Consider the following 26,677-nt stretch of genomic DNA (forward strand, 5'->3'; position numbering starts at 1 on the left):
TCGCCTATTCACTCAGTCTAATTAGTTCAAGATTTTCTTAGCAATCGCCGCAAGATCGATAATATCGATGACACCATTGGCATCAAGGTCGGCCGACTTGATCTGATTCCAATCCGGACTGCTCGTGTATTTACCATATTGAGCGGCTGCAAAAGCAACATCGCCGATCGAGATTTTTTTGTCGCCGTTCGTATCGCCAGGCAGACCAGGATTATTAGTCACGACTTCAATTGGCATGGAAGCCGGTTGCGCCTGAATCTCAATTCCCAACGCATTGCCAAGCCGTGCACCGGTTACCGCTATCGTGCTGGCTGCCGGCACTGTTTTCGATCGGAAAGTCAGCTTCACAAGCTCCGTATCGCCGCTAATCGCATTGTCTGCCCCTTTGCTTGCTAAAAGCAGCCTGATTGTGCCCGAACTCGCCTTCTCCGCGATAATGTCCACACCAGTTTTCAGAGCTGTAGCTGACACATACTCGGCTACAGAGGAATCGTATGTCACCGTGATGTCCTGCGCAAAACTGCTGGAAGTGACGCCGTGAAGACCGATGTTGACTTCGAACGGCAGACCGGCAACAACAGTGCCAGGACCTGTTATCACAGCTTTCGGCTGTACTTCTTGCAAAGCATTAACAGTCACTTGGATAGCCGATGTCAAAGGCATTTGTTCGGGTTAGCAACTCCCTCAGGAAGGCTAACTGTACCTGCTACCGTGAACGTCTGTACAGTCTTGATGCTCGGATCGTAATTTGCTGCGTTGACATTCCATGTCACACCTGCATTCACATTTCCGTTATTGGTAGCCAATACCACGGTTGCTGGCAACCCAAGCGCTGCCGCTGTCTTGGCTGTTCCGTTGGCACCCCTGTGACTGCGGCAGGCGCTGTGATGCTTACTAACGTCTTTCCTTGAGCCATAGCGAATGTAAATACGTTCGCATTGAATAAATAGCCCGATCCGCCTGTAAACACAAAATAAATGTCATGCTGCCCGCTCGGAATATTGCTAAGCGCGCCGTTCACCGTCGTCCATGTTTGCCAACCTCCCGTTCCTGGTACCGTCAAGGTCGAAAGCAAGGTTCCGGTTATAGAGTCTGCTCGCACCTCAATCGTACCTCCGGAGGTGGCGGTTGCCACTCTTGCGCTAATGCCAGTGACGTTCTTGAGATCCAGACCTTTAAAGAGAAGCCAGCTGCCATTTTTAATATAGCCTACATTTTTGCCGCCTCCAGTATCGGTAGTGTCCTCTGTCTGGATGCCAGTGCTGGCGGCATCGTAATACTCGGCTTGCCGGTCCGTTGACAATATCTTGATCGTCGCCGTTCCCTTTACTCCACCGTTATCGGTATAGCTGGCAACCAGTTGGTAATACGTATTTTCTTGATTGGTATCGCTTTGAACCGTTGTGAAAGTCCCGGTACAGCCAGTTTGAGGTGTATCGGGATGCGAATCTGCATCATGGCATAAGCGATGGCTGCACCGTAACCTTGGAGCAATCAATCACCTGATCCTCTGCATCCGTTACCGTATAGGGAATCTTATCTCCCCATTTGAACAAACCTCCTGCTACTGGAGTTGTAATACTCACCACCGGCGGCGTATTGACAGCTGCTCGTAATACAGTCACTTGGATAGCCGATGTCAAAGGCACGTTGTTCGGGTTAGTAACTCCCTCCGGAATGCTCACTGTGCCTGCTACCGTGAACGTCTGTTCCCTCTTCATGCTCGGATCGTAATTTGCTGCGTTGACATTCCACGTCACACCTGCATTCACATTTCCACTATTGGTAGCCAATACCATAGTTGCTGGTAGCCCAACAGCTGCCGCTGTCTTGGCTGTTCCGTTGGCCACTCCTGTGACTGCTGCAGGCGCTGTGACGCTTTGAAGGATTACAACCATCGCCTTTACAGTTACACTGACGTTTGTTGTCAAAGGTACATAACGGTCACCCCGCCTAAAGTTACCTTTACAGCAACAGTTGCATTAAACCCAGTACCAAGTTCGCCTTTTGCAATAATCATAGTGCTGCCTTCAACAACAGATAACCTTGCATCGCTAAATTGATATTCTACAGCAGCACTTGATAAATCAGCGCTTCCTCCTGTACTTAATAAGCCATTAATTGTGGCTACGATTGAATTGTTGAGATTAATTGTATTTTTGTTCAGAGATAAGTCAATTTTACTTAAATAAGGAGCCGCAACTATTTTTCCTGACTGATCAACAGAAAGATAAGTAACCTCTTCAATAGAACGACCGCCTATTGTTGCTCATATGCGAATTTTTGCCATACCTTGTGAAATGGAATACTCGAATACTAAGGATTAGTGTCACTCTAAACTATCTTCGGTACACGTGGAATGAAAGGCGGGAGACATCATATCTCCCCCGCATTTCTTTATCGATCCAACTAATCCATAATCATTCGAAGCTGTTTTATTGCAAGATCGCTTTGGCTGCATCGAGAGCCGACTTCAATTCCGCTTTGGAGCAAGTCACATACAGTCCGTCTGCGCTGCCTTCCACTGCTGCATCGTACTTCGCCTGAGCGCTTGCGATTGCTGCGTTCAAGAGCGACTTATCTTATTCAGGAAATAGATAAGCAGTCTCTGCGAGTGATTGATCGCCTTTGTGTTCAATTATAAGTTCTTTTTCACCGTCTATATAGATAAAATCAAATTCCTCTAAAAACAACGAATTTAAAGCTAAACTGACAATCGCTAATGTATAAAAGAAAGCAAATGGCTGGGCAGGCATATTGTCCTGTCCAACCATCTTTAAATTAATAGATTCCTGATGCTGATCGCACGATTCTTTCCTCCGTTGCATCATCACTCGTCATTTCATCGACAATACAGCCTTCACGCATCACCAAAATTCGAGTACATAGCCTTAATAACTCCGAGAAATCAGATGATATAATGATCATGCCCTTTCCTTCCTGCACGAGATTGTGAATGGTAGCATACATTTCACTCTTTGCCCCCACATCGATACCTTGCGTAGGCTCTTCAAGCATATACAAATCGGCTCCCGCGACCCACCATTTCCCTAAGGCAGCTTTTTGCTGATTGCCGCCGCTTAAATGCTTCACCTTCTGATCGGGGTCTCGAAGTTGAATGTTTAACTGAAGTATAGCATCCAGCGCTGTGTCTTGCTCGTGTTCCAGTGAAAGAAAATGCCATCTGTGCAATTGCTTAAGGCTTGATATCGTTAAATTTTGTGAAATCCCCATGTCAGGAAATAAACCTTTCGTCATCCGATCTCGATGAACCAATCCAACCTGATGTTGAATGGCTTCGCGCGGGCTGCGAAAATGTACATTCTTCCCTTTCCAGTACACCTCGCCGGAATCCCATTTCATTTCGCCGAATAAACTTTGCACTAGCTCTGTTCTTCCGGATCCGGTCAATCCCGCAAATCCGAGAATCTCTCCTTCGTGCAGTTGAAAATGAACATTACTGAACCAGGGATTGTGGGTAAGTCCCTTTACATGCAGAAGCTCTTTACCGACGTTATGTCTAACTTGAGGAAATATTCGCTTCACTTCCTTGCCTAACATAAGACCTACGATTTCGTTTTCGGTTAAACCGTTCAATTCGCGCGTTATGACGTGTTTCCCGTCGCGCAGGATCGTGATCCGGTCACAGAGTTGATGCAATTCTTCCAAACGATGCGTGATATAAACGATGCCGACGCCTTCTTTTCTAAAAAGTCGGAGCAGGTCGAATAAGCACTCTCTCTCCAAAACGGTCAAACCCGTTGTCGGCTCATCCATAATTAAGATTCTCGTACGCTTGGATACAGCCTTTGCAATAGCAACAGCATGCTGCTCGCTCAGTGACAGCCGGCGAACCAGAGTCGCCGGATGATGATAGACCCCAAGCGATTTCATTAAGTGCTTGGCATCTTTATTCATTTTCCGGCGATTGACAAAAAATCCGAGCATCCTCGGTTCTGATCCGAGGTAAATATTTTCAGCAATGCTCAAATCTTGAATGAGGACGGGATCCTGATAAATCATTGACACGCTAAATCGCTGAGCTTCAATGGGCGATCTGACCTGCACATGCTCGCCCTCGATGGCAATTGTCCCTTCTTCGGGCTGATGATAGCCGGATATCATTTTCGCCAGTGTCGACTTGCCGGCCCCATTGCCGCCAATTAGTGCATGTACTTCACCGCTACGGAGATGGAAATTGACGCCATCCAGCGCTTTCACACCATAAAAAGACTTGCTGATATTTTGCATATCCAGAAGCATCCGATCACATCCTCATTCAACATTAGCACTCTGATTAATAGATAATCCTTATTAAATAGTCAATCCTATTTTAAATCAACACTAATGTGCGAAGATCACAAGAATCTGTAACAAATACACAAAGAAATAATTATCCCATTTGAAGAAACCATGAGAAACAAATATAGTGGCTACACAGTACTTATCGTCCAAGTACTGTATAGCAACTATAAGAGTCTTTCTGCCTTCAATTAAATTTGTTTTATTTCAAGATCGCTTTGGAGCCAATCGCATACAGTCCATCTACCCTTATTCATGTTCATGAATCGTGCCCGTCTTCGTCACCAAATCGAAAATGCTCAAAGTATTCATCGTATATTTTTCCCGATTGGTCACCCTCAGCCCAAGCAATCAGCCAACCATTTTTATAGTAAGCGACTGCAGGAAGCTCCTTATAAAACTTTATTAGAGGAATCCCCTTTTCATTTTCCAGGCTTCGGACATCCTTGTATTTATGGAGATTCAATCGCTGAAGCGTAATTCCATTTCTCTCTGCCGACGCATTTATGATCGGCTCCATCTTCATGCATAGTTTGCAATTCGGTTCATACAAATAGATAAAACTGTGCTTATCAGAGTTTATAGTGCCCATTAGCTGGGCGCTAACCTCTTGTACCGTTCCTTTCATTTCATTAAGCCCAACCTGCGATTCGTCCATCTCAGTCGTTGTCCTGTTGTACCAAATATTACCTATACCGAATAAAACGAAAAGAAGCAGCACACCACTCAATAGCCAATAATGTCTTTTCATGCTACTTTTCCTCATCTGCGATTCTCCTTTATAAAAATTCTCATTCCAAAAGATAAGGGGGAGAATAATAGATCTCCCCCATATCATTACCGATCAGCTCTAACTATCGCTAAAGTGCGTCGTAGTTTTATTTCAAGATCGCTTTAACCACGATTGCAAGGTCCACTACGTCAACCTTGCCGTCTGTATTTACATCCGCTTTCGTATTCCAGCCCGCCTGATCTTGTTGTTTACCATATGCACCTGCAACAATAGCCAAGTCTCCGATCGTGATACCGCCTTGTCCATTAATATCTGCGGTTATTCTCATGGATTCGAACACTTGAATTTCCGCATCCAATGCAGCTTTAGCATTATCTACCTGCTGCTGAGTGGCACTCGGATCGTTTGCTGTCGCACGGACCGCATCGATTGCCGACTGCAATTGCGCTTTAGATCCAATCACATACAAGCCGTCCTCAATTCCTTCCACTGCCGCATTGTGCTTAGCCTGAGCGCTTGTGATCAATGTATTCAAGAGCGACTTATCCACAGGTGTACTCGGTGGAGTAATTTGTATTTCGCGGGAAGCTCCGCCGACCTGCAGCTCATTCCCCTGTCCATTGGCAATCACGACATCGTCTACAGAAACTGCCGTGTTGTTCGCCTGAGTTGAAGATTTAACTTTAAATTTGAATGAGATCAGATCGCCTTGTGCAGGTACGCCAAGCACTCCTTGATCCGCTTTCACGCTTGCAGCTACAATCCGGATTTGTCCCGGCACAGACTCCATTTTATCGATAACTTGGAATCCGTCCTGCAGCGATGCAACCGATTCGAACAGCAATTTCGCAGGATCATAGTGAAGCGTTAAATCTTGAGCATACATTACCTGGTGTTCACTTTGCGTAACGTTGCTTAACCCCATCGTTATATTGAATGTTTGGCCAGAAGTCACCTGCTGGGCGCCTGTCAATGTAGACTGAGGTGGTTTGTTAATGCTATACTCCACGATACCGCCTTGGTTTTGCAGTTTCTTCAATACCTGATTCGATTCAGCGGAAATAGCCGCTCCTGTTACATCGAGGTAATGTAATTGGGATAACTCACTTATAGGCGTTAGATCATTTATCCGATTGAAAGCAAGAGAAAGCCATTCCAGTTGGTTTAATGCATTTAGCCCGGAAATGCTGGTAACCTGATTCTCTTCTATATTGAGAGATTGCAGTTGAGTCAATGTCTGTATAGCAACGAGATCATGTATTTGATTACCAGCCAGGTTCAATTCCTTAAGTTGAAGCAAATGTTCCAATCCAGATAAACTTCCAATTTGATTATTAGCCAAATACAAACTCTCAAGCTGCATTAAGGAGCCGATTCCAGTCAGATCGGTTATTTGATTGCCTGTCAACCACAGTGATTTCAACCAAGCAAGGTTGCCAAGCGCATCCCCTTCCGCGATTTCATTTTGGTTAAGGATCAACGTTTCCAGGCCGGATAAGGCCCCCAGTTTCGACACATCACGAATGCTGTTATCCGCTAAATTGAGAGACTGTAACCGAGTCGCATATTCGATACCGCTTAAGTCACTGATCCCTCTGCCGGAAGCATCCATACTTGTTAATCTTTCCATGTCTGAAATTGTGATAACTCCCGCAGGCTTATCCAATGTGTCCCGTACAGCAGCTTCCAGGTTCACATCCACAAAAGAGACATTCCCCTCAATCGCGGAGGACGCACCGGTTATCTTTATTAATAATAAACAAACTAGAAGGAAACTTAGACTTTTCCATTTCAAAGCACCCTCTACTCCTTCCCCGTTGTTATTCGACGATCACATTTCCCTGCATAAACGGATGAATCATACAAAAGTAATTAAACGTACCTGTTTCATTAAACGTATAGCTAAATCTCGTATTTCCATTCGGAGTGACCCTACCATCAAATAGCCCATCATATGAACTAACGGTATGCTCCATCGTGCTCTTCAAAACCCATGTAACCGTAGTCCCTTTTTTGACTGTAATTTGAGCCGAGGAGAATCGGTCATTCATGACTTCTACCAATAGTTCGGAAGCAGATTCGATGATATAGCTTTCCGTTTGGACATCACTGGCATTACCTGAAGTATCTATTCCGATAAATTTCAATATTGTATTTGGGGAGATCGGAATTGGACTTGTGTATATAGCAGATGACTTCGTCGGTGCAGAACCATCCAGCGTATAATAAATTACGGCATTCGGATCATCGTCTTGAATATTTAAAGTCACGTTCTGAGTTGAACTATAGGTGCCTCCTGCCGGAGCGGCCTGAACTACAGGCGCTGTCCGATCGCGATCGGGAATATGGCACTCCTGACCGGTTTGATACTTTATCGTAATCGCGTCTGAAGAATGATCCATGTCAACTGTCGAACATAAATAGGTCGATATCACGCTTAATGGAACCATCACTTTTCCTTTTACTTGCAAGATGGGTGACTGCAATTGTACCTGCTGTCCGTTCATAATGCCTTGCTTTTGTATTAACCATAACTGAAGTTCTGAGTTTCCCGTCTTATAGATATAATTGCGGTCCTTCGCATTCGTCTGTAATGTCCCTCCAAATTGATCGGCGATTAACTGAAATGGAACATAGGTATCCCCCTTTAACTGAAAGGGAGCGACATCGAGCATAACATGCTCGCCGTTTACGGTGGCATGTGTCTCTCCGACTTTTAGGGTGATCGTCTTCTCCCCAGTATTTCCAGCCGGTTCGATATGCGTCATCGTATGCAATCCGCCCGGATAAACTCCGTTATTCGTATTATCAACGATTTTATGGCTATGGAACGGAAAATGACCGCTTTGGTCAAATGTAATCAGAATATCCTTCGTTTCCCCTGGGTCTAGATTAACGGTATCCTTATCTACGGGAATCGGCAAAGGCACTCCATTTTCCGCGATGACCTGAAAGTGATGACCATGAAGATGCATCGGATGTTCATCCCTTCCCGGGTTTATTAAACGGACCATAATTTTTTCCCCTACTTTAGCATGGATCATGATGGAGGGGTCGTTTTCCAAATCAGGGAAGGACTTTGCATTGATTGTCCAATAGCGGGGATGGAACTTTTCATAATCGTAAACATTTCCGGCTTCCGCAGTTTGGTGCCATTCTGTATCGAATTCATTGATGTGGTATACATATTCCTTGTCATAATTCGGTCCGCCGGTCCATGCTTGTTTGGCCGAGCTTTTGGCTTTCACGACAAAAGGTCCATTCAACCCCATCTGAAGTCCATATTGATTGGCATCATAGGAATAATAATAATAGGAACCGGCTTGACTCGCGTTTATTAGCCGGGTGTCGCTTTGACCGACAGACAGAATCCGATCATCGCCGCTCTGATCATCAAGAACCTTGACACGGAGAGGACGTACTTGGAAATCGGCTCCGTTTTTTTGGGGGCCAATATTGGTCACGGTAACTTCAACGATATCTCCTTCCTCCGCTTCAATTTTGGGTCCCGGAAATACCGCGGTTCCTGGTATGTTTTCCTGACTGTAGCCCCAAATATAAACCTGCTTTCCATCCGCCAAGGTATGATAGCCATCCGTAGCATATAACTGGACTTTCCGAGCCTCCGCAGCATTTGCATTTGCGGAAGAAGCAATAAACAGCGCACAGAACGCTGTGAATAAGAGAAAAAACCATTTCATCATTGCGACACGAAACATGCCTCTCATCACCACCATAGTTTCCATATACATATATTGTTACTCTCCATCAACCTTAACCTGATAAGTGCCCGCTTGATCAAACTTAACCAATACATCGTATCGTTCTGCCGATGCCAAGGTTATGGATTGCTTGTCAACGGCCTGCTTCAAAGGCCTGCCATCCGACGCAATAACTTTAAAAGTTAGGCCATTCATACGAAATGTACGTTTCTCATAACCGGAATTAATGAGTCTGATCAAGAAGGTCTCCCCTGCTTGCGCTTGTATTTCAGAACCCTCGCCTTTGGCTTTGAATTCACTATTTACTGTCCAATAATCCGGTATAAAAGATGTCCGGTCATACGTATCTTTGTGTTCAACTGCGTCATGCCAAGATCTATCAATCTCGTTCATATGAAACACCGCTTCTTTGTCATAGGACGGACCTCCTGTCCACGCCTGTTTGGCTCCCATATGCGCCTTCACGATAAACGATCCCGTCATGCCCATCTGCAAATGCTCAATGGTATCTACATGACAGTGATAGAAATAGGTGCCGGCATGATCGACTTTAAAGCTATAGGTAAAGCTTCGTCCCACTAATACCGGAGAGGAAGTGTGCGGAACCCCGTCGTTCCTCTGATCCGTGTCCAACCCATGGAAATGAATGGTGTGAGCGGCAGGAAGAATCCCTGACTTAGAGGGACCCAGATTCGTCAGCGTAATTTCAACTTGATCTCCTTCCTCAACTTCCAGGGTAGGCGCCGGATAAACCGCCGTTCCTTTTTCATTCTTCAAAGAATATCCCCAAATATACATTGAGCTTCCGTCTGGCATCGTAACATATCCATCTGTCGCATACAGATTAATTTTGTTTACGTTTGTTTCGTGCGCGAATATGGATTGCAGCGTGCTGAATTTGAATGCCGCAGTACATATAAAGAGCAGAAAGAGTGCAACAACGCCCCTTTTCCTCATCTGCAATTCTCCTTTATAAAAATTCTTATTCCAAAAGATAAGGGGGGGGGAGAATAATAGATCTCCCCCTCCCCCATTTCATTACCGATCCGCTCTAACTATCGCTAAAGTGCGGCGTAGTTTTATTTCAAGATCGCTCTAGCTACGATTGCAAGGTCTGTAATGTCAACTTTGCCGTCGTGGTTTACATCCACTTTCTCATTCCAGCCCGCTTGACCTGATTGTTTGCCGTAAGCAGCTGCAACGGCAGCCAAGTCTCCGACTGAGATACCGCCTTGTCCATTAATTTCTGCGTTTATTTTCTTGCTTTCTAACACTTGAATTGCCGCTGCCAATGCAGTTTTCGCATCGTCTACCTGCTGCTGAGTCGCGTTCGAATTATTCGCTATTGCAGTAGCCGTATTGATAGCCGACTGCAATGGCGCTTTGGAGCCAATCACATACAGTCCGTTCTCACTGCCTTCTACTGCTGCAGCGAACTTCGCCTGAGCGCTTGTGATCGTTTCGTTCAAGAGCGCCTTATTTACAGGTGTACTCGGTACAGTTATCTGTATCTCGCGGGAGGCTCCGTCGACCTTCAGCTCATTCCCCTGTCCGTTGGCAATAACGACAAGGTCTACAGAAACTGCCGTATTGGTCGCCTGAGTTAAAGATTTAACTTTAAATTTGAATGAGATCAGATCGCCTTGTGCAGGAACGCCAGGCACTGCTTGATTCTCTTTCACGCTTGCAGCTGCAATCCGGATTTGTCCCGGCACAGACTCCATTTTATCGATAACTTGGAATCCGTCCTTCAGCGATGCAACCGATTCGAATTGCAATTTCGCCGGATCATAGTGAAGCGTCAAATCTTGAGCGTACATTACCTGGTAAACACTTTGCGTAACGTTGCTTAACCCCATCGTTATATCGAATGTTTGGCCAGTGGTCACCTGCTGTACACCTGTCAATGTAGACTTTGGTGTTGGCGCCGGCAATACGGTTACACTGACGTTTGTTGTCAATGCCACACTGTTCGGATTTGCCACCCCTGCCGGCAAGGTTACAGTTCCACCCACAGCGAAGGTTTGTGCAGTCTTTAGAGCTGGGTCATAGCTTGAAGCGCCAACATCCCATGTCACATTGGCATTCACTTTTCCAGCATTGGTAGCCAATTCAACGGTGGAAGGCAAGCCAAGGGCTGCTGCCGTCTTTGCCGTTCCGTTGGCCACTCCCGTTATCATTGCAGGAGCTGTTATGCTAGTAAGCGTCTTATTCTCCACAGCGAATGCATACAATTCATGAATGGAAATATATTTATTAGAGATTGATCCCAAATTCACGATTTTAACGTAGCGCGCATCAACGGGCGCAAAGCTCTCGTCCATTTGAACTGCGCCGCTCCAACTGGAATCTTTGCCTGCTACTTTAGTCCACGTTTGTCCATCCGTAGAAACAAGCAAATCATATCCGCGGAAGAAATCGGTGTTCGTTCCGTGATTGGCATAGATACGATTGATATTATTCACTTTCCCCATGTCGAGCTGGTACCACATGCCCGGCACTGCAACCGCGCCAGTTGTCCAACGGGTCGAATTATTGCCGTCAAATGCTCTGGATGGCGTTTCGCCCGAATGGCTGGCTGTTGCCGTCCAACCGGATCTGTTAATTGCTTTGCTAAAGTCCGGGGGCTCAACACAGCTTACGGCACATGCTTCTGGAGGAGCTGCATCGCCAGGAAGTGCAAACTGGAGCCAATTGATGTTTTGTCCTCCCGTCGGGAAAACAATGTAAACATCATGAAAGTCTGTTGCTGTTGATGTTGTTCGGTTTATATTGGCCTTAACTGTTGTCCAATTTTGCCATCCACCGCTGGTTACTCCCGTAGCGTTACCCACTTTCTCGCCAGTCGGGCTGTCCAAACGCACATCGACATTAAGTGCGGCGGATTGGGATGCCATTCGGAAGTAAATTTTCTCGATGTTTTTCATGTCAATGTGTTTGAATAGGAGCCAGTCGTTAGCATCGGTATAGCCGACGTTTTTACCGCCGTAAACATCGGTTGTATCCTCCGTCTGGATTCCTTGATGTGCATCGTAGTCTTCAGCTTGAATGCGCTTAGGCTTGAAGGTAATGGAATCGGTTGCGCTTAACGGCGCTGATCCAACTGCCCCATGATCGGTAACTTCCGCGACGATTTGCCAAGAAATTTTTGCTTCCGGTCCGTGTGCATCGTCCTGCAAGCTGAATACAGCTTGACAACCAGTTTTCGTTTCCACCGGATGGAAGTGGCTGTCATGAAGCAACAACGAAGACCAACGGATATTTCCACACGCGATCTCGCCATCTTCCTCGTCATCTGCAACTGCAGAAGCAGTGACAGTTTGCCCGTTAGTAAAGAATTTTCCGGTCACAGGCGACGTGATTTTCAATGTAGGGACGGTATTGCCTACCGTAATGCTTGTGTTCCAAACGGAAAATTTATCGGTACTGTCCGTTACAGTCAATTTGACGTTGTAAACCCCGTTTGCCGTATACGTATGCGAAGGTTTTGCTTCCATTGATGTTTGTCCGTCTCCGAAATTCCACGCATAAGTAATGGCATCGCCATCCGGATCCGCGGTTCCTGTTGTATCGAAATGGACCGTTAGCGGCGTGCGTCCGTTTGTCGAGTCTACCTTGGCTATGACAACCGGCTTTCTGTCCATTCTTCCATAGAAAACTTTTGAAATGGATTCGTTAGCATCAGGACCCCAAGAGGTTCCAAATTCGACGATATAAAGCGCACCGTCCGGTCCAAGTTTCATGTCAATCGGGGCTTTCAATCCGGATAAAAAATCATCGACTTTTGTGAATTCTCCGTTATCATCTGTTGTAACGGCTTTAACCCAGTTGCGGGAAAAATCGTATGCCAAGAACTTACCTTGAAGGCCTGGAATCGCATTCGGTCCCGTATAGGTATACACCGGACCTGCCATTGCCGTTCTTCCTCCGCTTCCCCATGGTGCTTTATTGGCATATGGATAGAAAGCAATAGCCTTTTTGGTTGGGGCAAATTTTTCTGCAAATCCAGCGTTGCTATAAGCTATGTTGCCAATCCCGTATGGCCAACCGAAATTTTGGCCTGGAGCAGTTACGGCATTGAATTCATCGAAGTCTCCGTTAGCTCCTCCGTTAAAGGTTCCATCCGGGCCAACATCCCCTTCATAAATGACCATTTTGCCGTTAGACTTTGTCTCGAAGGAAATACGGTACGGGTTACGGAATCCTTTTGCATAAATGAAATCTCGCGCATCCCGTTGATTGTTGTCGGTATAGAATGGATTGTCGGTCGGAGCGGATCCGTCCTTATTAATGCGGAGAATGGACCCCCGCATATCATCGTAGTTCTGGGATGTCTGCAAGGCGCCTACTTGCGAACCTTGTGTTGGCGATTGATTGTCTCCGGACGTCAAATATATCTTCCCATCCGGGCCAAAATCGACATACCCGCCTTGATGGTTACCGCTGTCATCCGAAGGAAGATCCAATAAGATCTGCTCCGTGGCTGGATTGAGCACTCCGTTTTCGTAAGTAAACCGTGAAAGATGGTTAATCAGTTTGTTATTCTGTTTCACAGGATTTGTATAAAACAAGTAGATGTAGTGATTTACATCAAATTCAGGATCAAGGGCAATTCCCATTAATCCGTGTTCAGATGAAAGGGTGGTTGGGATATTTAATATTTCTTTTGTATCCCCTTCCTGTGATACTTCATAGACTTTGCCAAGTAAGCTGATCGCAAAGACCGTGCCATCTTTGGCGACATCCAGAGCAACAGGGCTTGTAATAGACTTAGTCAGTGGAAGCTTTTGCAAGCCCACTCTCGGTGAAGGCTGGTCGCAATTCGTATCGGTTGCTTCACCCCATGCATACTGGAGTCCACCTAGAAGATGTTTTTGGAAAGCTTCATCAAACCAAGTTTCCGTATGATGACCCAAGGCCGTATAGAACATTCTTCCTTGGCTGACTGGACTGCACCAAGCATTCGGATGATCCTCAACAAGCGGATCGCCTGTAACACCGTTGCTAGTCATATTCAAGCTTAAGAGAATATGCTTCCCGTTGGCACGGGGATCTCCATTAAAGTAATACACTTCTTCCTTCGCTTCCCATTTTGAACCCAGATGGGATGTAGCCGGATTGTTTTCATCCTCCACGTTGAAGGTTACCGTTTGATCCCATGGATGGTTTTTGAAGGAGGCCCCTATCATGTCGACGTACTCCGCCCAATCAGCTCCGGTATCGGTTGCGGAATGTGCGCCTACAAAACCTTTGCCTGATTTAATAAAATTCAGGAAATCTTGCTTTTGCTGCTCCGTTAAACCCCAAGTACTAATATTGCCAGTCGTGCCTGCAAAAAAGACAACATCATAGTTAGCAAGTTTGGCTGCATTGATGTCTGCGGCATTTTCCGTAAAATCGACTGTAAAACCGTATTTTGCCGCCATCTGAGGCAAAGCTACTTTAGCACCCTGATCAACGGATGCATGTCGAAAACCGGTTGTTTTCGTAAACACCAGTACCTTGTGATGCTCGCCCTCATGTGCGCTTGCTTGTTGAACAGGGATGAAACTTACTAATAATGATGCCAATAACATCAAGCGAAATATGATTAATACTTTAACTTTTTTAATACGCATTTCATCATGACTCCCATCAAAGATAATTTTGACTGTTAGAGCATTTCTCTTCTTCTAAATCAAATTAATTATGGATTTACTACTCTTATCCATATAAACTCAACAAAACGTGCATCGCTCCTTTCCTTCATGTTTGATCCACCGCTTCCATCCAAAAGCAAGCCATAAATTTCACAGTCATGAGAGATGCAGGCTTGAAATGAAATGATGTGTCCCGTAAGCCACCAATTTACTTTATATGTGCACACATTCGGTTATGATAACGCTTCCGTAACCTTGAAGGTGTGGGGGATCGCTGCAAGCGATTATGCTGCCATATTGATCAAGTTTGCAGCATTATCGGTGATAACTGAAATTGGTTGTCTTTGAATTTAAGCAAGATTTTGGAGTAGTTGGAAGCCCATTTGTTGTAAGCCTTTACAATTTGTGATTTAGATGTCGTGGGTGTCGGATCCGATCGAGGCTGTTTAAGTTTTCCAGCATTATAATGCTTATTAAATAATTATTTGCTTTGGACAACAATACGATTTAACAAAGACCGCAAGAATCTAGTACACATGCACAAATTAGAAACACTTGAAGGCATATTTAATATTATGGAATGGAAAGTAAATAGAGCCTTCAAATATCGCCAATAAGGGAGTTGAAGGCTTTATACTCATTCACAGTCGACAAACCACTTGAAGTGAATGTGCTAAACAATAAAAAGAGGCGACGTTTCTATCTGAAAACGAATTGATTCACGTACAAGGGCATCATCAACGTACGATATAAAAGAGCCTTCCTCTTGATTAAGGCTACCCAATCCATTCAGAAGAACGAAACCCGTTTTGCCGGGAACATCTCGTCTGTACCCCTTTTTATTATCACGCGACAAATATCCCTCGATTTCTGTCATCCAAGATATTGGAGGTATTGCATGAAAACCGATAAGTTCCAGAAGCTCGCGATGCAGATCCGCTTCATTTTGCGTCAGAAGACCCAACCGTCTGGAGATCGTTGAAGCACACAGCATACCGAAGGCAATGGACTCCCCATGCGTGTACTTCCCGTTACCGATCAATTCCATGGCATGCCCGACCGTATGGCCATACTCTAACACAACTGCGTGATTTTTTTCATAGGGGTCATCCCGCATAACCGTCATTTTTGCCTCAATACAAAACTCGATAACCTGCTGAAGTTCTTCCATGCGATATTGGCAAGATGCTTTTAGCAGGTTACGCTGTTTCTCCGTTTCATGAGGAAGAATTGCCAACATATTTTTTACAAATTCACAAAGGCCGGAACGGATCTCTCTTTCCGGCAAACTTTGCAGAAACGACAGCTCCACACAGACGACCTTTGGCGTGTAATAAAAACCGACAATATTTTTCCATTGCCCCAGATTCACGCCTTGCTTTAATGATAATACGGAATCGGAAGCGGCAATTAAGGTTGTTGGTATATGAATGAGCGGTAATCCACGGAACAACATCCCGGCGACCATTCCTGCAATGTTTCCTGTTACCCCGCCTCCAAGAGCCACTATCGCTGTTCGTCGATCCGCACCAAGATTAAGCGCCTCCATGCATAAATCTTGAACGGTAGACAAGTCTTTATGCTTCTCTCCAGGAGGAAAAATAAGCAAACTGGTTGTTCCCGCTTTTGCAAATGCAGCTAGCGTTGTAGAAACGATGGATTCCGGAATTCCGCTATCGCTAATTATTATGTACTTATCCGTTGCCAAAGGATCCATCCATTCCTCAACCTGATGAAGTACGCCTTCGCCTGAAATGAAATCATAACAATGAGTACCAAATTGAATCTGTCTTCGAAAAATAGTTACCCCTCCATTCGTTGGTAAGGCCCATCGTAGCCAGAAAGGATCTTGTCGACATATTTTTTTGATTTGCTTACATCTGCAGATGGATCAACAACCGCCCAATCCCGATCCCACCCGACGATCACCCGTCCATCGAATTGGTTATCGATCAACTTTTTAAATATAGGATCAAATTGAATCCAACCGTCTCCAGGGACCGTAAATACCCCTTGTTCCACAGAGCCAACGAAGTCAATTGATTTTTCCCTTACATAATTTAAGACAGACTGCCTGATATCCGTGAGATGAATATATCGAATGCGCTCATAGTAATGATTTAACAGTGCAAGCGGATCGCCCCCGCCATAATACGCATGTCCGGTGTCCAGCAATAAATGCAAGAGATTCGGATCCGTCGCTTCCATTAATTTCCGGATTTCTTTGGCTTTGTCGACAATCGTACCGATGTGATGTTGATAAACCAATTGCATGTTGTTCGACTGACAAATTTCACCCGCCAAATGCAATCCTTCTACGAAAAAATTCCATTGATCGTCCGTTAATCTTACTACCTCTTTCTCGTTATTCGAGCGAGTCGGATCCCAATGCACGGATCCTCCTACTTCACGGATAATAACGTGTTTGCAATTCATTTCCTTCAATAGTTCCACATGTTTGCGAAACGATTCCAGCTCGCTAGGGCGCCACTCAGCATTGGAAAAAATGACGTCCTTCCTCTCGAGCGGCATTCGCAGGTCGCCATGATCCCAGGGAACTGAGGATATTTCAAACAGGAAAGGTAAGTCTATCTTATCGTTCATATCACTTCCCCTTTCTAGGAAGAATGCCCCAGCATATTGAAAATCATTGACGGGATATCCCTTGCATGCCATATGTCCGATTGATTAACGACTTCATGCGATGGACCTATGGCAATAAGAGTTACCAGATCGTCTTCAGTTACTGGAAGAACGCCATGCGAGCCTCGGATGAGTTCAGGTGTTAAAGGAATAGATCTCGTCTTAAAATCCATGAACAGCTCTACCGGATCGTAACCGGGCTTCCGATGGATATCAATGGTTGTTGCATAAGGAGGAGCCGCATCCGGGTCATTCCACCAATAATAGGCAAACCATGCATTTCGATATGCAATCGCTATAAGTTCACCTGCATTCGAATGGTCCAGATTCCATTCCTTTTTACCAGAATCGTCAAGAACTTGATCAACCCCGTTCAACTCTTTTAAAGCTTTCTTCACATCATCGACAATCTTCGGATCATTAATATAAATGTGAGCAATTTGATGATCAACGACGGCAAATGCCTGACTATGAAAGGTATCAAGATACTCTTTGCCGTTAAGTTCAATGACTTGCAACCATCCTTGTTCCCGGAGAAAACGATTTAAGTAAACGGGAGATTCCACAGGATGAAGCGCATATTCGGAGAGTATGACCACAGCCGTATCCTCCAACTCCCCCATTTGTTCAAGTGAGTCCACAAACTGGCCAACAATTTGGTCAATCTCCATGATCGCCTCTCGTTGCTGCTCGCTGTCGGGGCCAAACCGCTGAGCCTGATAATCCAGGTTTGGCAAATAGACGTACGTCAAGGTTGGATGATGATCCTCAAAGATGTGGAGCGCTGCCTTTGAGATCCACTCACTGGAAGCTGCACCCGCCAATGGACCCCAAAAGGAATGGAGCTTGAAAGGACCTTGTTTCTCGGCGATTTGTTCATATAATCCTCGAGGATTCGAAAAATACCATTCCTCCATCCCCTGTTCGAGATGTATGGGAGACGGGGTAACGATGAAATCCGCACTGTCATACTTGATATGCTGCATAAATAAAACTGCGGTCTTCGAGTCGGGATCAAGTCGTTTTAATGTTTCCCACATCCGTTCCCCCTCGAGCGGAGCAATCGTCTGTTCCCACATCAACACTTCACTTTGCTTGCGGTCAAACCGACCATTACCCACAATCCCATGGCGGTTTGGTTCAACTCCTGTCGTTAGTGTAGCTTGCATCGCGCCTGTCACTGCAGGAAACACAGGTTTTATTCTAGATACGCTGCCTTTCGCAGCAATACGATTCAAATTTGGAGTTAATTGGCTGTTCTTTAGATGAGCTGGCGTTAAGGCAACCAGATCGAGAACAATAACACGCTTGGCTTGTCTAGGCATAGTAGTATAGTATTCTCCTCTCGTGTTCTACTAGGTCATGGATATGGATCGTGACAACCACAATGATACGACAATAAGAAGGGCAACGATGAGTGCGTGAAGACTTCCGTCAAAAATGGAAACGAGTGCTGCATTTAATAACAGCAATGACAGAATTCCATATTTTACTCCCCGCTTTATGAATACAGGCTTTGGTTCTCGTATCGCAGGGTAATAGGCCAAACCCTGAAAAAAACAGTATAGTGCAATAAAAAAAAGTTCCATGAATGCAAATGAACCTATTAACATTTCATAACCAATAAACCAAAGCACGATGCCAAGAGGAATCATCGCAATGAGCAAAATCCTTTTTGATGTATAGCCGTGATTCTCCCCTCTGCTCAGAGACGTAACGCCAATGATATGAAGAAAAGGAAGCAATGCAAGCAACGCAAAATCCCAAAAATATTCATGTACAAATGAAAAACCGAGCAATAAGTTCAGCGCCCGGCAAAGAGCCATTACCAGCGCTCCCGGGACTCCGTATTTTTTTGCCCAGATATTGTAGATTACAATACACAAAGCCAAGGCCAAGGAAATATAAAAACTAAATTGACTGAACGCAAGAGACAGGATTATACCGCCAAGCAATAGTAAGCATGACAGCATGAATGCTTGCTCTCTGCCAATTTTCCCAGACGGTATGGGACGTTCAGGACGTTCGATTTGGTCCAGGGAGGCATCCATCACATCATTCAAAACAACGCCTCCCGCATAAAGCATGATCGAAGAAAGAAGCAGAAGCCACAACATCGCGTAGGGACCCGAACTCATGTTGGAGACTATGAATGCTCCGGCTAATACATCACCGGCAGATGTTACTAAATTGGGAACCCGAAGGAGTTGTAAATAGGCTTTCATTAGGAGCCTCTCGTCGCTGTATTTGCGCCCATCACTTCTTTAATCATGGGAGAAATATACGAAAACGCTTTCATCGTGGCGGGTATCGGATCTTCTTCATACGGGTAAAGTTCAATCGTAATAAAACCATCATAGTTTGTTTTTGCAATTTCAGACAGGATCCCTCTAAAGTCAATGACTCCTTCCCCGGGAACCAAATGGTGGTGTATTCTTGAAGACGAAATATCTTCTAGATGATAGTGTCTTGTATATGGCGCCAATCGGCTGACCAATTGCACAGGATCTTCCCCCGCACAGAAGAAGTGACCTATATCAAAATTTAGAGCGATCTGGGGCGACGATATACGTTCCATGAACTTCAAAAATTGAGAAGACGTTTCAATTAATAACTCCGGCTCCGGCTCAATCATCACAATGACACCTTTTTTTTCAGCGTGTTCGGCAATTTCGCGAATCGCTTCCTCAAAGACATCGAGCGCCCAATCTTCCTTCGCGCCATCAAGCGGCCCTCCAGGCTCAATGGACAAATGTGGGACTCCCCACTCTGCAGCCAGATCAATACAACTTAATGTGTGATTGATCCTTTTCCGCCTTTCGCTTGCTTCCCGTTCAATGTAGGAAGGACGCCAGCAATCCCCAAGAGCATATAACATGAAAGCGTTCAAGTTGCATATCTGTATCCCTTTATTTTCTGCTCTTTTTTTAATTTTTTCTCTTTGCGCCTGGGTTAAATCGGGAGGATAGGCATGTGGAATATCACACAAGATTTCTATTCCTTCAAACCCAATTTCTTGCAAAGTATCTATCGTTGTCAGCAAGTCGAATCTTTTATATGCATTTGCACTGAAACCCAGCTTCATTCCCTGTTCCTCCTTCTTGTTATCTTTGGTATCTAAACGTTTAGTTTCCCCGACATTTTATAGAACTGATAAGGATTGTTCCATACGACCTTTTGAATCTCTTCCTGGGAGAAACCCGCTTCTTTCATTTTTTTGCATGTGCGGGGAACACTGATCGGATCAGCAGGTCCCCAGTCGCATGCACTGTTAATCATAACCCGATCCGTTCCATGCTCTTTCATAATGGCTATCGCCCTTTCCGGTGTAATCTTCCCCGGATATACGGTCATTCCAGCCCATGCCCCATATTCCAAAGCGAGGTCTACCGTCTCTTCAATGTTGTGATCCAGCAGCACCTTCTCAGGGCGCATACCGATTTCTTCCAGAATGGCAATTGTTCTTCTCGTACCTTCCCGTTTATTGAAGTGCGGAATATGAACCATGACCAGCATGTCCTTTTTCTTGGCTAGTTCAAGCTGTCTGCGCATCACCGTTTCTTCCGCATCCGTAATTTTGTCAAAACCGATTTCGCCAACCGCCAAGCATCTCGGATGCTCTAGAAACGGTTCCATTCCCTCAACGACTTGAAGAGCAAGCTCCAGATTGTTTGCTTCTTTGGGGTTTGCGGCAATACATGAATAATGTTCAATGTCATATTTTTTTGCTCTTGTCGGTTCAAAGTCAAGAATATGGCGGAAATAATCATAATAGGTGTGAACGGATGTCCGTTCGCTTCCAAGCCAGAATGCAGGTTCAACAACAATTTCAATACCGCTTAAAGACATTCTTTCATAATCATCAACAGTCCTTGAAAACATATGTACGTGCGGATCTATAATACGCATAAGTTAATCCCACTCCTTAGTGTGTGAAGTTGTAATTCAACATGTGCGCAAGCGCACGTTTTGCAGCCCCATCGGGGTCATCAGAGTACGGATATATTTCAAACGTGATATAACGATCATACCCAATTGATTGAAGCGCTTCCAAAACCGCCTCAAAATGAATATCTCCTTCGCCGGGAATGAGATGGTAATGCTTGTGGCCCCGGATATCTTCGAGGTGAATATTCGTAATTTTCTCGCCAAAACGTAGTATGGTTTCTGCCAATGGCTCTCCGAGAACTTCGGCATGTCCAATATCCAAATTAATTCCGAACGAGTTGCAATCGAATGCTTCCAGAACACGCTGGGCCTCATTTGCATTTTCAATTAACAATCCTGGTTCATATTCCATGCCGATTCGTATACTTCTTTTTTCCGCATATTGCAAAATGCGGGCTATAGAATCAACTAACAATCCATAGGCTTGATCAGGATGATTTCCAGCAAGACATTTTCCTGATGTAATACTGACGCAAGATGCCCCCCATTCCACAGCCAGATCTATACACCTTTCGGTATACCGAATTCTTTGAAGTCGCACTTCTTCTCTGCGATTGCATAACGAAGGCTCAAAAATTGTCTCTCCGCTGTTCTGAGCCAGTGGATATACGCAAACCGCAGTATTGGCGTTGATATTACTGACGGACATTCCTCTTTGCTCCAACAAACGTGACACTTGTTTCGCTTCATGATAGGTAACATCGAGAGGACTTACATGAGGAAAGTCGGCAAGGATTTCCAGTGCTGAATATCCGCAGTGATGAATTCTATCAATGGATTCAAGTAATGAGAAACGAGTGTAAACATTACTACTGATTGCGTATCGCATTTGAACCTCCTTTTACCGCATGATGGGTCAATGGATCAAGCGTTTTCATATTTAAGAATTGGGAATAAATTTATTGTAAATTATATGATATTTTGGGTAAATTAACTATATTGAGAGGAAATTATATATTCTTGCGATTTTTTGATATACCGCCTCCATTGATATCTGCGGTGATTAGCTTGCTTGTGAACACTTGAATCGCCGCTTCCAGGGCGGTTTTCTCATTATCCACCTGCTGCTGTGTGGCATTCGAAGCGTTTGCTATCGCTTAGGCCGCATCGATAGCCGACTGCAATTACGCTTTAGAGCCAATCGCATACAGTCCATCTCCATTGCCTTCCACAGCTGCATCGTACTTCGCCTGAGCGCTTGCGATCGTTGCATTCAAGAGCGACTTATCTACAGTTGTACTAGGTGCAGTTATTTGGATCTGACGGGAGGTTCCGCCAACCTGTAGCTCACTCCCCTGTGCATTGGCAATCACAACTTGATCAACAGAAATTGTCGTATTGATTGCCTAGGATACAGATTTGGCTGTGAACTTAAATTTTAACAAATCATAACGCTGAAATTGATACAAAGTTTTATCTCCTTCAGCATTATGCGTAGATTTCAATTTTAGAGCTCATCTACATATACCCAGGATTGGGTTTCAATGGATTGTTCTACAGCCTCGAGTACTTGTTGGCATTTCATTCCATCATAAAAATCGGGATATGTTCTGGGATCGCACGAGTCCATACTGCTAATCATTTCATAAATCAAATGAATGAATGCATGCTCATAGCCTATTGTGTGACCCGGCGGCCACCATTGCGCGGCATATTTATGAACGCTTTCTGTAGCCATAATAGTTCTGAAGCCTTGAAGATGTGGTTCATCCTCACGCAGAAATACTTCTAACTCGTTCAAACGTTCCAAATTGAAACGAACGGCGCCATTGCTACCATAAATCTCGAACGTATTGCCATTCTTCCAACCTGTCGCAAATCGAGTCGCCTCGAAAGTGCCCAATGCTCCGTTTTTAAATTGTGCGAGGAAAGAGGTCGCATCGTCAACCGTCACAGCTCCCATCTCATCAGATGAAACTGCCGTTAACCCGACCATTGATTTGGCAATGGGACGCTGTTTGACAAACGTTTTTTGCTGACCGACAACCTTGTCAATGTCACCGATCAAATATCTAGCCAAGTCAACGCAATGGGCATTCAAATCTCCGTGCGAACCGGAGCCGGCAACTTCCTTTTGCAGCCTCCATGCAAGCGGAAAGTTTGGATCTACGAGCCAATCCTGCAAATAAGTCGCTCTATAATGATGAATTTCGCCCAATCTTCCCTCATCGATAAGCTGCTTGGCCAATTGAACCGCAGGGAGATAGCGGTAGTTGAAACAAACAGCATGCGCAATGCCCGCTTCTTCCGCCGCACTAAGCATTTCTCTGGCATCCTGCAGATTTAACGCAAGGGGCTTCTCGCAAAATACATGCTTACCTGCTTGAATCGCAGCCATGACGATTTCCTTGTGCGAATTACTTGGCGCATTGACATCAATTAGATCAATATCACTCCTTGCAATCAGGGCTCGCCAGTCCGTTTCATACTCACTCCAACCGAATCGCTCTGACGCCTCCTTAACTTTGGCTTCATCTCTTCCACAAATCGCTTTCATTTCAAGGGATTTATTCAAATCAAAGAACATGCCGATATCTTTGTAAGCATGGCTATGCGCTTTTCCCATAAATTTGTAGCCTACCATGCCGACTCGAAGTTTTGGCTTTAAGCCCACCACATTTCACCTGCCTTCTCGTGAATCAAGATGTCATTAAGAAAGCGTACCGCTTTCGTATACCCTTCATTCACAGACATTAAACTATCTTCATGTTCGATACTGATAGCGCCATCGTAACCTACTTTTTGCAGTGTGCTCACAATGCTTTTCCATACTTTAGCGTCTGCGCCATACCCGATCGTACGAAAAATCCATGATCTGTTTAGCTCATCCGAATACGGTTTGACATCCAACACGCCATTTAAGGCAGTATTCCTGGGATCTATTTGCGTATCCTTGGCATGCACATGGAATATTGCGCTTCCTAATGCCTTAATACATTCAACCGGATCCATCCCCTGCCAGAATAAATGAGATGGATCAAAATTGACGCCGATATTATCTCCTGTCGCTTCACGCAGACGCAATGCAGTCTCTGTGTTATAGACGACAAAGCCCGGATGAGCTTCGATGGCTACCCGAACCCCGAATTGCTTGCAAAATTCGGACTGCTCCTTCCAGTATGGAATCACCTTATTCGTCCACTGCCATTCCAATACATGTAGAAAATCCGGCGGCCAAGGACATGTAACCCAGGACGGATATAACGAATGCTCAGAGTCTCCAGGACAACCGGAAAACGTGATGACCGTGTTTACGCCAAGGGCAGCGGCGAGTTTCACAGTATCCTGAAAATCCTTGTGATCAGATAACGCTTGTTCCTGATTCGGATGAAGTGGATTGCCATGACAACTGAGCGCACTGATGGTCAACCCTCGTTCTCCCGTCATCCTTATAATCCTGCTAATCGCTTGCTTATCTTGTAATAGTTCGGCCGGAGCTATGTGGGACTTGCCCACATAGCCTCCTGTACCGATTTCTACCGCCTGCAACCCCTGCGATTGCGCCAGGTCGAGAACCTCTTCCAATTGCTTATCGCCGAACAGAACCGTAAAAACACCTAGTTTCATGAGCACCTGTTCCTTTCAAAGAATCAATAGTTGGCATCCTTCTTGATAAATTGATCTACGTTTTCCGATGTAACCGGCGTTGCTTCCAAAACGATGTGATGCGGAACGGAATTTTCCCAGAATCCTTCCAGACCCTTTTTCTCCAAAATTCTAGTTGCCATGTTAACGGCGGTGCCTCCCATTGTAGGCGCGTATGTCAGGGATACGATAACCTCAGGCAATTGCTTTTCTTTCATCATTTGATAAATTTCTTTCATGCCGCCAGAACTGACGATAAACATTTCTTTATCGCGTTTCGCATCACGGATTGCTTGGACAATACCTATCGTCATATCATCGTCTTGCGAGTAGACAGCATCAATTTGCTTATTGGCTTGTAAAATGTTCTCTGTTGCTTTCAGCGCTTTTTCTCTTGTGAAATCGCCAGGCTGTGTAGCTACGATTTCAATCTCAGGAAAATCTTTAATATAATCGCGGAAGCCTTTCGATCTTAAATCGGTAACGGTAGACGGCACGCCGGATATTTCGATGACTTTACCCGCTGGCTTGCCCTTCTTCTTCTTCAATGCTTCCACTAAATACTTGGCGTCTCCATAACCTATGCCGTAATTGTCACCGCCTATATAGGTACGGTAGCTTTCTGTGTTTACTGCTCGGTCGATAACAATGAGCGGGATTCCCGCTTTGCTTATTTTTTCGGCTGCCGGAGTTAAAGCTGCTGATTCCATCGGCAGCATGACAACAGCGTCAACTTTTTTGGTAATCAAATCTTCGATATCGGAGGTTTGCTTGGCAGGATCTTTAGCCGTGTACAAGATGTACTTCACATTCTTATGCTTTTCCGCTTCCGCCTTGGCGTTGGCGACCATTGCGCCCATCCATCCGTGATCCGCCGATGGAAGCGATATCCCGATCGTATAAGTGCCTGCAGCGTTTGTTGAATCTGTAGACGGACTTTCTTTCGTACTCTCCGTCTTCGTATCAACATTAGGCTTGCTGACGGTTTCCTCCGTACAACCCGTTAATACACTGAAAGAAAGCATTAAAACCATTGGCAATACCATAAATTTTCTCTTCATTGAATGACCCTCCAATTAGTATTTAGTATTATTACAAAACGGCATTTCCTGTTTTCTTCCTAATCCCTCTTTTGCAGCAAAACAGCAGCAACAATAATTAGCCCCTTAACCACCCCCTGTAAGTATGGCGAGATATTTAACAAATTCATAATATTACTTAATACTCCCAGTATCAGAACTCCAAACAAGGTGCCGAGAATGCGTCCTCTTCCCCCGGCCAAGCTGGCGCCGCCAATAATAACGGCAGCAATTGCATCCAATTCATACATATTTCCGGAGGTCGATGTCGATATCGAGTTAAGTCGGGAAGTTTCAATAATTGAACCCACTGCTGCTGTAAATCCACAAATCAAATAGGCGATGATCGTGACTCGGAATACCGAAATGGCTGATAGACGAGCTGCTTGCGAATTGCCTCCAACAGCATAAATGTGTCTCCCTAATACTGTTTTCTCAAGCACGATATAGGAGAGGAATACCATTACGGCGAAAATGATAACCGGAATCGGTATGCCGAGCACATAGTTATTGCCGATTTTGGCATAAAAGGAATTCATTCCCGAGATGGCGCCTGCGTCTGCATAATAGAGAGCCAGAGATCTTGAGATCGTCATCATAGCCAAAGTAGCGATGAATGCCGTTATTTTCCCGTATGTAACCATCAAACCATTGATCAGACCGATCAATACGCCGCATAATAAGCCCAGCGCAATCGAAACGATGACTGAGGAATGATAATTGACTTGTGCAGCCATAACGACTGTGCCAGATAATGCCAATATGGAACCAACCGATAAGTCAATCCCCCCCAGAATGATCACAAACGTCATGCCAAGGGATAAGATGCCTACGATGGAAACTTGCCTCAGTATGTTCGTAATGTTGGCAACACTTAAGAAGTGTTCACTTAATATTGAAGCAAAAATAACTAGCACGATAAGCGCAAATAGCACGCTGTATTGATCCCACACATATTTAATCCAGTTTCGATCTTGCTTAACAACCTTGTTGACTCCCGTTGCAGCGGTTGACATGTATCTTGCT

General features: G+C 44.9%; 24 protein-coding genes. All 24 read right to left on the reverse strand.

All coding sequences use genetic code 11. From position 1 onward, the window contains the following. Positions 1–21 precede the first annotated feature (21 nt). Positions 22–663, reverse strand: a complete 642-nt coding sequence (locus tag AC58PQ_RS03535) for a cohesin domain-containing protein (RefSeq protein ID WP_497240570.1) — start codon at positions 661–663, stop codon at positions 22–24. Further along, positions 654–812, reverse strand: coding sequence for a hypothetical protein (locus AC58PQ_RS03540; RefSeq protein ID WP_497240571.1), 159 nt, complete (start codon positions 810–812; stop codon positions 654–656). The genes AC58PQ_RS03535 and AC58PQ_RS03540 overlap by 10 nt, the downstream gene beginning before the upstream one ends. After that, positions 782–1,498 carry a carbohydrate-binding protein gene (locus tag AC58PQ_RS03545; protein WP_497240572.1) on the reverse strand — a complete coding sequence of 239 codons (717 nt, stop codon included), beginning with the start codon at positions 1,496–1,498 and terminating at the stop codon, positions 782–784. The genes AC58PQ_RS03540 and AC58PQ_RS03545 overlap by 31 nt, the downstream gene beginning before the upstream one ends. Further along, positions 1,455–1,931, reverse strand: coding sequence for a hypothetical protein (locus AC58PQ_RS03550; RefSeq protein WP_497240573.1), 477 nt, complete (start codon positions 1,929–1,931; stop codon positions 1,455–1,457). The genes AC58PQ_RS03545 and AC58PQ_RS03550 overlap by 44 nt, the downstream gene beginning before the upstream one ends. 504 nt (positions 1,932–2,435) lie before the next feature. Continuing rightward, positions 2,436–2,570 (reverse strand): hypothetical protein, encoded by a 135-nt coding sequence (locus AC58PQ_RS03555; RefSeq protein WP_497240574.1) that lies wholly within the window; start codon positions 2,568–2,570, stop codon positions 2,436–2,438. A 12-nt stretch (positions 2,571–2,582) separates the two neighbouring features. Further along, entirely contained in the window at positions 2,583–2,774 is a 192-nt protein-coding gene (locus AC58PQ_RS03560; RefSeq protein WP_497240575.1) for a hypothetical protein, read from the reverse strand. 7 nt (positions 2,775–2,781) lie between these two features. Next, a complete protein-coding gene (locus AC58PQ_RS03565) occupies positions 2,782–4,263 on the reverse strand; it encodes a sugar ABC transporter ATP-binding protein (protein ID WP_497240576.1) in 1,482 nt (493 codons plus the stop codon). A gap of 298 nt (positions 4,264–4,561) precedes the next feature. After that, positions 4,562–5,053: a thioredoxin family protein gene (locus AC58PQ_RS03570; protein WP_497240577.1), complete on the reverse strand. Its 492-nt coding sequence runs from the start codon at positions 5,051–5,053 to the stop codon at positions 4,562–4,564. A gap of 127 nt (positions 5,054–5,180) precedes the next feature. Next, positions 5,181–6,830 (reverse strand): leucine-rich repeat domain-containing protein, encoded by a 1,650-nt coding sequence (locus AC58PQ_RS03575; protein ID WP_497240578.1) that lies wholly within the window; start codon positions 6,828–6,830, stop codon positions 5,181–5,183. 25 nt (positions 6,831–6,855) lie between these two features. Further along, positions 6,856–8,787: a chitobiase/beta-hexosaminidase C-terminal domain-containing protein gene (locus AC58PQ_RS03580; RefSeq protein ID WP_497240579.1), complete on the reverse strand. Its 1,932-nt coding sequence runs from the start codon at positions 8,785–8,787 to the stop codon at positions 6,856–6,858. Positions 8,788–8,793: 6 nt separating this feature from the next. Beyond that, on the reverse strand, positions 8,794–9,714 hold the full coding sequence (locus tag AC58PQ_RS03585; protein ID WP_497240580.1) for a multicopper oxidase family protein: 921 nt from the start codon (positions 9,712–9,714) through the stop codon (positions 8,794–8,796). Between the two features lie 122 nt (positions 9,715–9,836). Then, positions 9,837–14,375 carry a ThuA domain-containing protein gene (locus tag AC58PQ_RS03590; protein ID WP_497240581.1) on the reverse strand — a complete coding sequence of 1,513 codons (4,539 nt, stop codon included), beginning with the start codon at positions 14,373–14,375 and terminating at the stop codon, positions 9,837–9,839. Positions 14,376–15,069: 694 nt separating this feature from the next. Next, positions 15,070–16,284: a 2-deoxy-scyllo-inosose synthase gene (locus AC58PQ_RS03595; RefSeq protein WP_497240635.1), complete on the reverse strand. Its 1,215-nt coding sequence runs from the start codon at positions 16,282–16,284 to the stop codon at positions 15,070–15,072. Next, positions 16,200–17,000: a TIM barrel protein gene (locus AC58PQ_RS03600; RefSeq protein WP_497240582.1), complete on the reverse strand. Its 801-nt coding sequence runs from the start codon at positions 16,998–17,000 to the stop codon at positions 16,200–16,202. Before AC58PQ_RS03600 ends, AC58PQ_RS03595 begins: the two co-directional genes overlap by 85 nt. A gap of 14 nt (positions 17,001–17,014) precedes the next feature. After that, on the reverse strand, positions 17,015–18,364 hold the full coding sequence (locus AC58PQ_RS03605; protein ID WP_497240583.1) for an alkaline phosphatase family protein: 1,350 nt from the start codon (positions 18,362–18,364) through the stop codon (positions 17,015–17,017). Positions 18,365–18,394: 30 nt separating this feature from the next. Further along, a complete protein-coding gene (gene eboC, locus AC58PQ_RS03610; protein WP_497240584.1) occupies positions 18,395–19,264 on the reverse strand; it encodes a UbiA-like protein EboC in 870 nt (289 codons plus the stop codon). After that, positions 19,264–20,124 (reverse strand): sugar phosphate isomerase/epimerase family protein, encoded by an 861-nt coding sequence (locus tag AC58PQ_RS03615; RefSeq protein ID WP_497240585.1) that lies wholly within the window; start codon positions 20,122–20,124, stop codon positions 19,264–19,266. The genes eboC and AC58PQ_RS03615 overlap by 1 nt, the downstream gene beginning before the upstream one ends. A 32-nt stretch (positions 20,125–20,156) precedes the next feature. Further along, positions 20,157–20,948 carry a TatD family hydrolase gene (locus AC58PQ_RS03620; RefSeq protein WP_497240586.1) on the reverse strand — a complete coding sequence of 264 codons (792 nt, stop codon included), beginning with the start codon at positions 20,946–20,948 and terminating at the stop codon, positions 20,157–20,159. 16 nt (positions 20,949–20,964) lie between these two features. Then, the gene (locus AC58PQ_RS03625; RefSeq protein WP_497240587.1) at positions 20,965–21,816 is read right to left on the reverse strand and encodes a sugar phosphate isomerase/epimerase family protein; all 852 of its coding nucleotides are present in this window, start codon (positions 21,814–21,816) and stop codon (positions 20,965–20,967) included. A 295-nt stretch (positions 21,817–22,111) separates the two neighbouring features. Beyond that, positions 22,112–22,300 (reverse strand): hypothetical protein, encoded by a 189-nt coding sequence (locus AC58PQ_RS03630; protein ID WP_497240588.1) that lies wholly within the window; start codon positions 22,298–22,300, stop codon positions 22,112–22,114. A gap of 134 nt (positions 22,301–22,434) precedes the next feature. Further along, entirely contained in the window at positions 22,435–23,571 is a 1,137-nt protein-coding gene (locus tag AC58PQ_RS03635) for a Gfo/Idh/MocA family protein (protein WP_497240636.1), read from the reverse strand. A 20-nt stretch (positions 23,572–23,591) separates the two neighbouring features. Next, entirely contained in the window at positions 23,592–24,554 is a 963-nt protein-coding gene (locus AC58PQ_RS03640) for a sugar phosphate isomerase/epimerase family protein (protein WP_497240589.1), read from the reverse strand. Between the two features lie 23 nt (positions 24,555–24,577). Next, positions 24,578–25,633, reverse strand: coding sequence for a substrate-binding domain-containing protein (locus AC58PQ_RS03645; RefSeq protein WP_497240590.1), 1,056 nt, complete (start codon positions 25,631–25,633; stop codon positions 24,578–24,580). 59 nt (positions 25,634–25,692) lie between these two features. Continuing rightward, positions 25,693–26,667, reverse strand: coding sequence for an ABC transporter permease (locus tag AC58PQ_RS03650; RefSeq protein WP_497240591.1), 975 nt, complete (start codon positions 26,665–26,667; stop codon positions 25,693–25,695). Positions 26,668–26,677 lie beyond the last annotated feature (10 nt).

It is taken from the genome of Paenibacillus sp. J22P143, from assembly GCF_059692035.1.

Excerpts from the sequence above, each read along its gene's own strand:
- AC58PQ_RS03535 (WP_497240570.1), bottom strand. The coding sequence starts at position 663 with ATGCCTTTGACATCGGCTATCCAAGTGACTGTTAATGCTTTGCAAGAA.
- AC58PQ_RS03560 (WP_497240575.1), bottom strand. The coding sequence starts at position 2,774 with ATGGTTGGACAGGACAATATGCCTGCCCAGCCATTTGCTTTCTTTTAT.
- AC58PQ_RS03565 (WP_497240576.1), bottom strand. The coding sequence starts at position 4,263 with ATGCTTCTGGATATGCAAAATATCAGCAAGTCTTTTTATGGTGTGAAA.
- AC58PQ_RS03570 (WP_497240577.1), bottom strand. The coding sequence starts at position 5,053 with ATGAAAAGACATTATTGGCTATTGAGTGGTGTGCTGCTTCTTTTCGTT.
- AC58PQ_RS03580 (WP_497240579.1), bottom strand. The coding sequence starts at position 8,787 with ATGTATATGGAAACTATGGTGGTGATGAGAGGCATGTTTCGTGTCGCA.
- AC58PQ_RS03585 (WP_497240580.1), bottom strand. The coding sequence starts at position 9,714 with ATGAGGAAAAGGGGCGTTGTTGCACTCTTTCTGCTCTTTATATGTACT.
- AC58PQ_RS03590 (WP_497240581.1), bottom strand. The coding sequence starts at position 14,375 with ATGCGTATTAAAAAAGTTAAAGTATTAATCATATTTCGCTTGATGTTA.
- AC58PQ_RS03600 (WP_497240582.1), bottom strand. The coding sequence starts at position 17,000 with ATGAACGATAAGATAGACTTACCTTTCCTGTTTGAAATATCCTCAGTT.
- AC58PQ_RS03605 (WP_497240583.1), bottom strand. The coding sequence starts at position 18,364 with ATGCCTAGACAAGCCAAGCGTGTTATTGTTCTCGATCTGGTTGCCTTA.
- eboC (WP_497240584.1), bottom strand. The coding sequence starts at position 19,264 with ATGAAAGCCTATTTACAACTCCTTCGGGTTCCCAATTTAGTAACATCT.
- AC58PQ_RS03615 (WP_497240585.1), bottom strand. The coding sequence starts at position 20,124 with ATGAAGCTGGGTTTCAGTGCAAATGCATATAAAAGATTCGACTTGCTG.
- AC58PQ_RS03620 (WP_497240586.1), bottom strand. The coding sequence starts at position 20,948 with ATGCGTATTATAGATCCGCACGTACATATGTTTTCAAGGACTGTTGAT.
- AC58PQ_RS03625 (WP_497240587.1), bottom strand. The coding sequence starts at position 21,816 with ATGCGATACGCAATCAGTAGTAATGTTTACACTCGTTTCTCATTACTT.
- AC58PQ_RS03635 (WP_497240636.1), bottom strand. The coding sequence starts at position 23,571 with ATGGTAGGCTACAAATTTATGGGAAAAGCGCATAGCCATGCTTACAAA.
- AC58PQ_RS03640 (WP_497240589.1), bottom strand. The coding sequence starts at position 24,554 with ATGAAACTAGGTGTTTTTACGGTTCTGTTCGGCGATAAGCAATTGGAA.
- AC58PQ_RS03645 (WP_497240590.1), bottom strand. The coding sequence starts at position 25,633 with ATGAAGAGAAAATTTATGGTATTGCCAATGGTTTTAATGCTTTCTTTC.
- AC58PQ_RS03650 (WP_497240591.1), bottom strand. The coding sequence starts at position 26,667 with ATGTCAACCGCTGCAACGGGAGTCAACAAGGTTGTTAAGCAAGATCGA.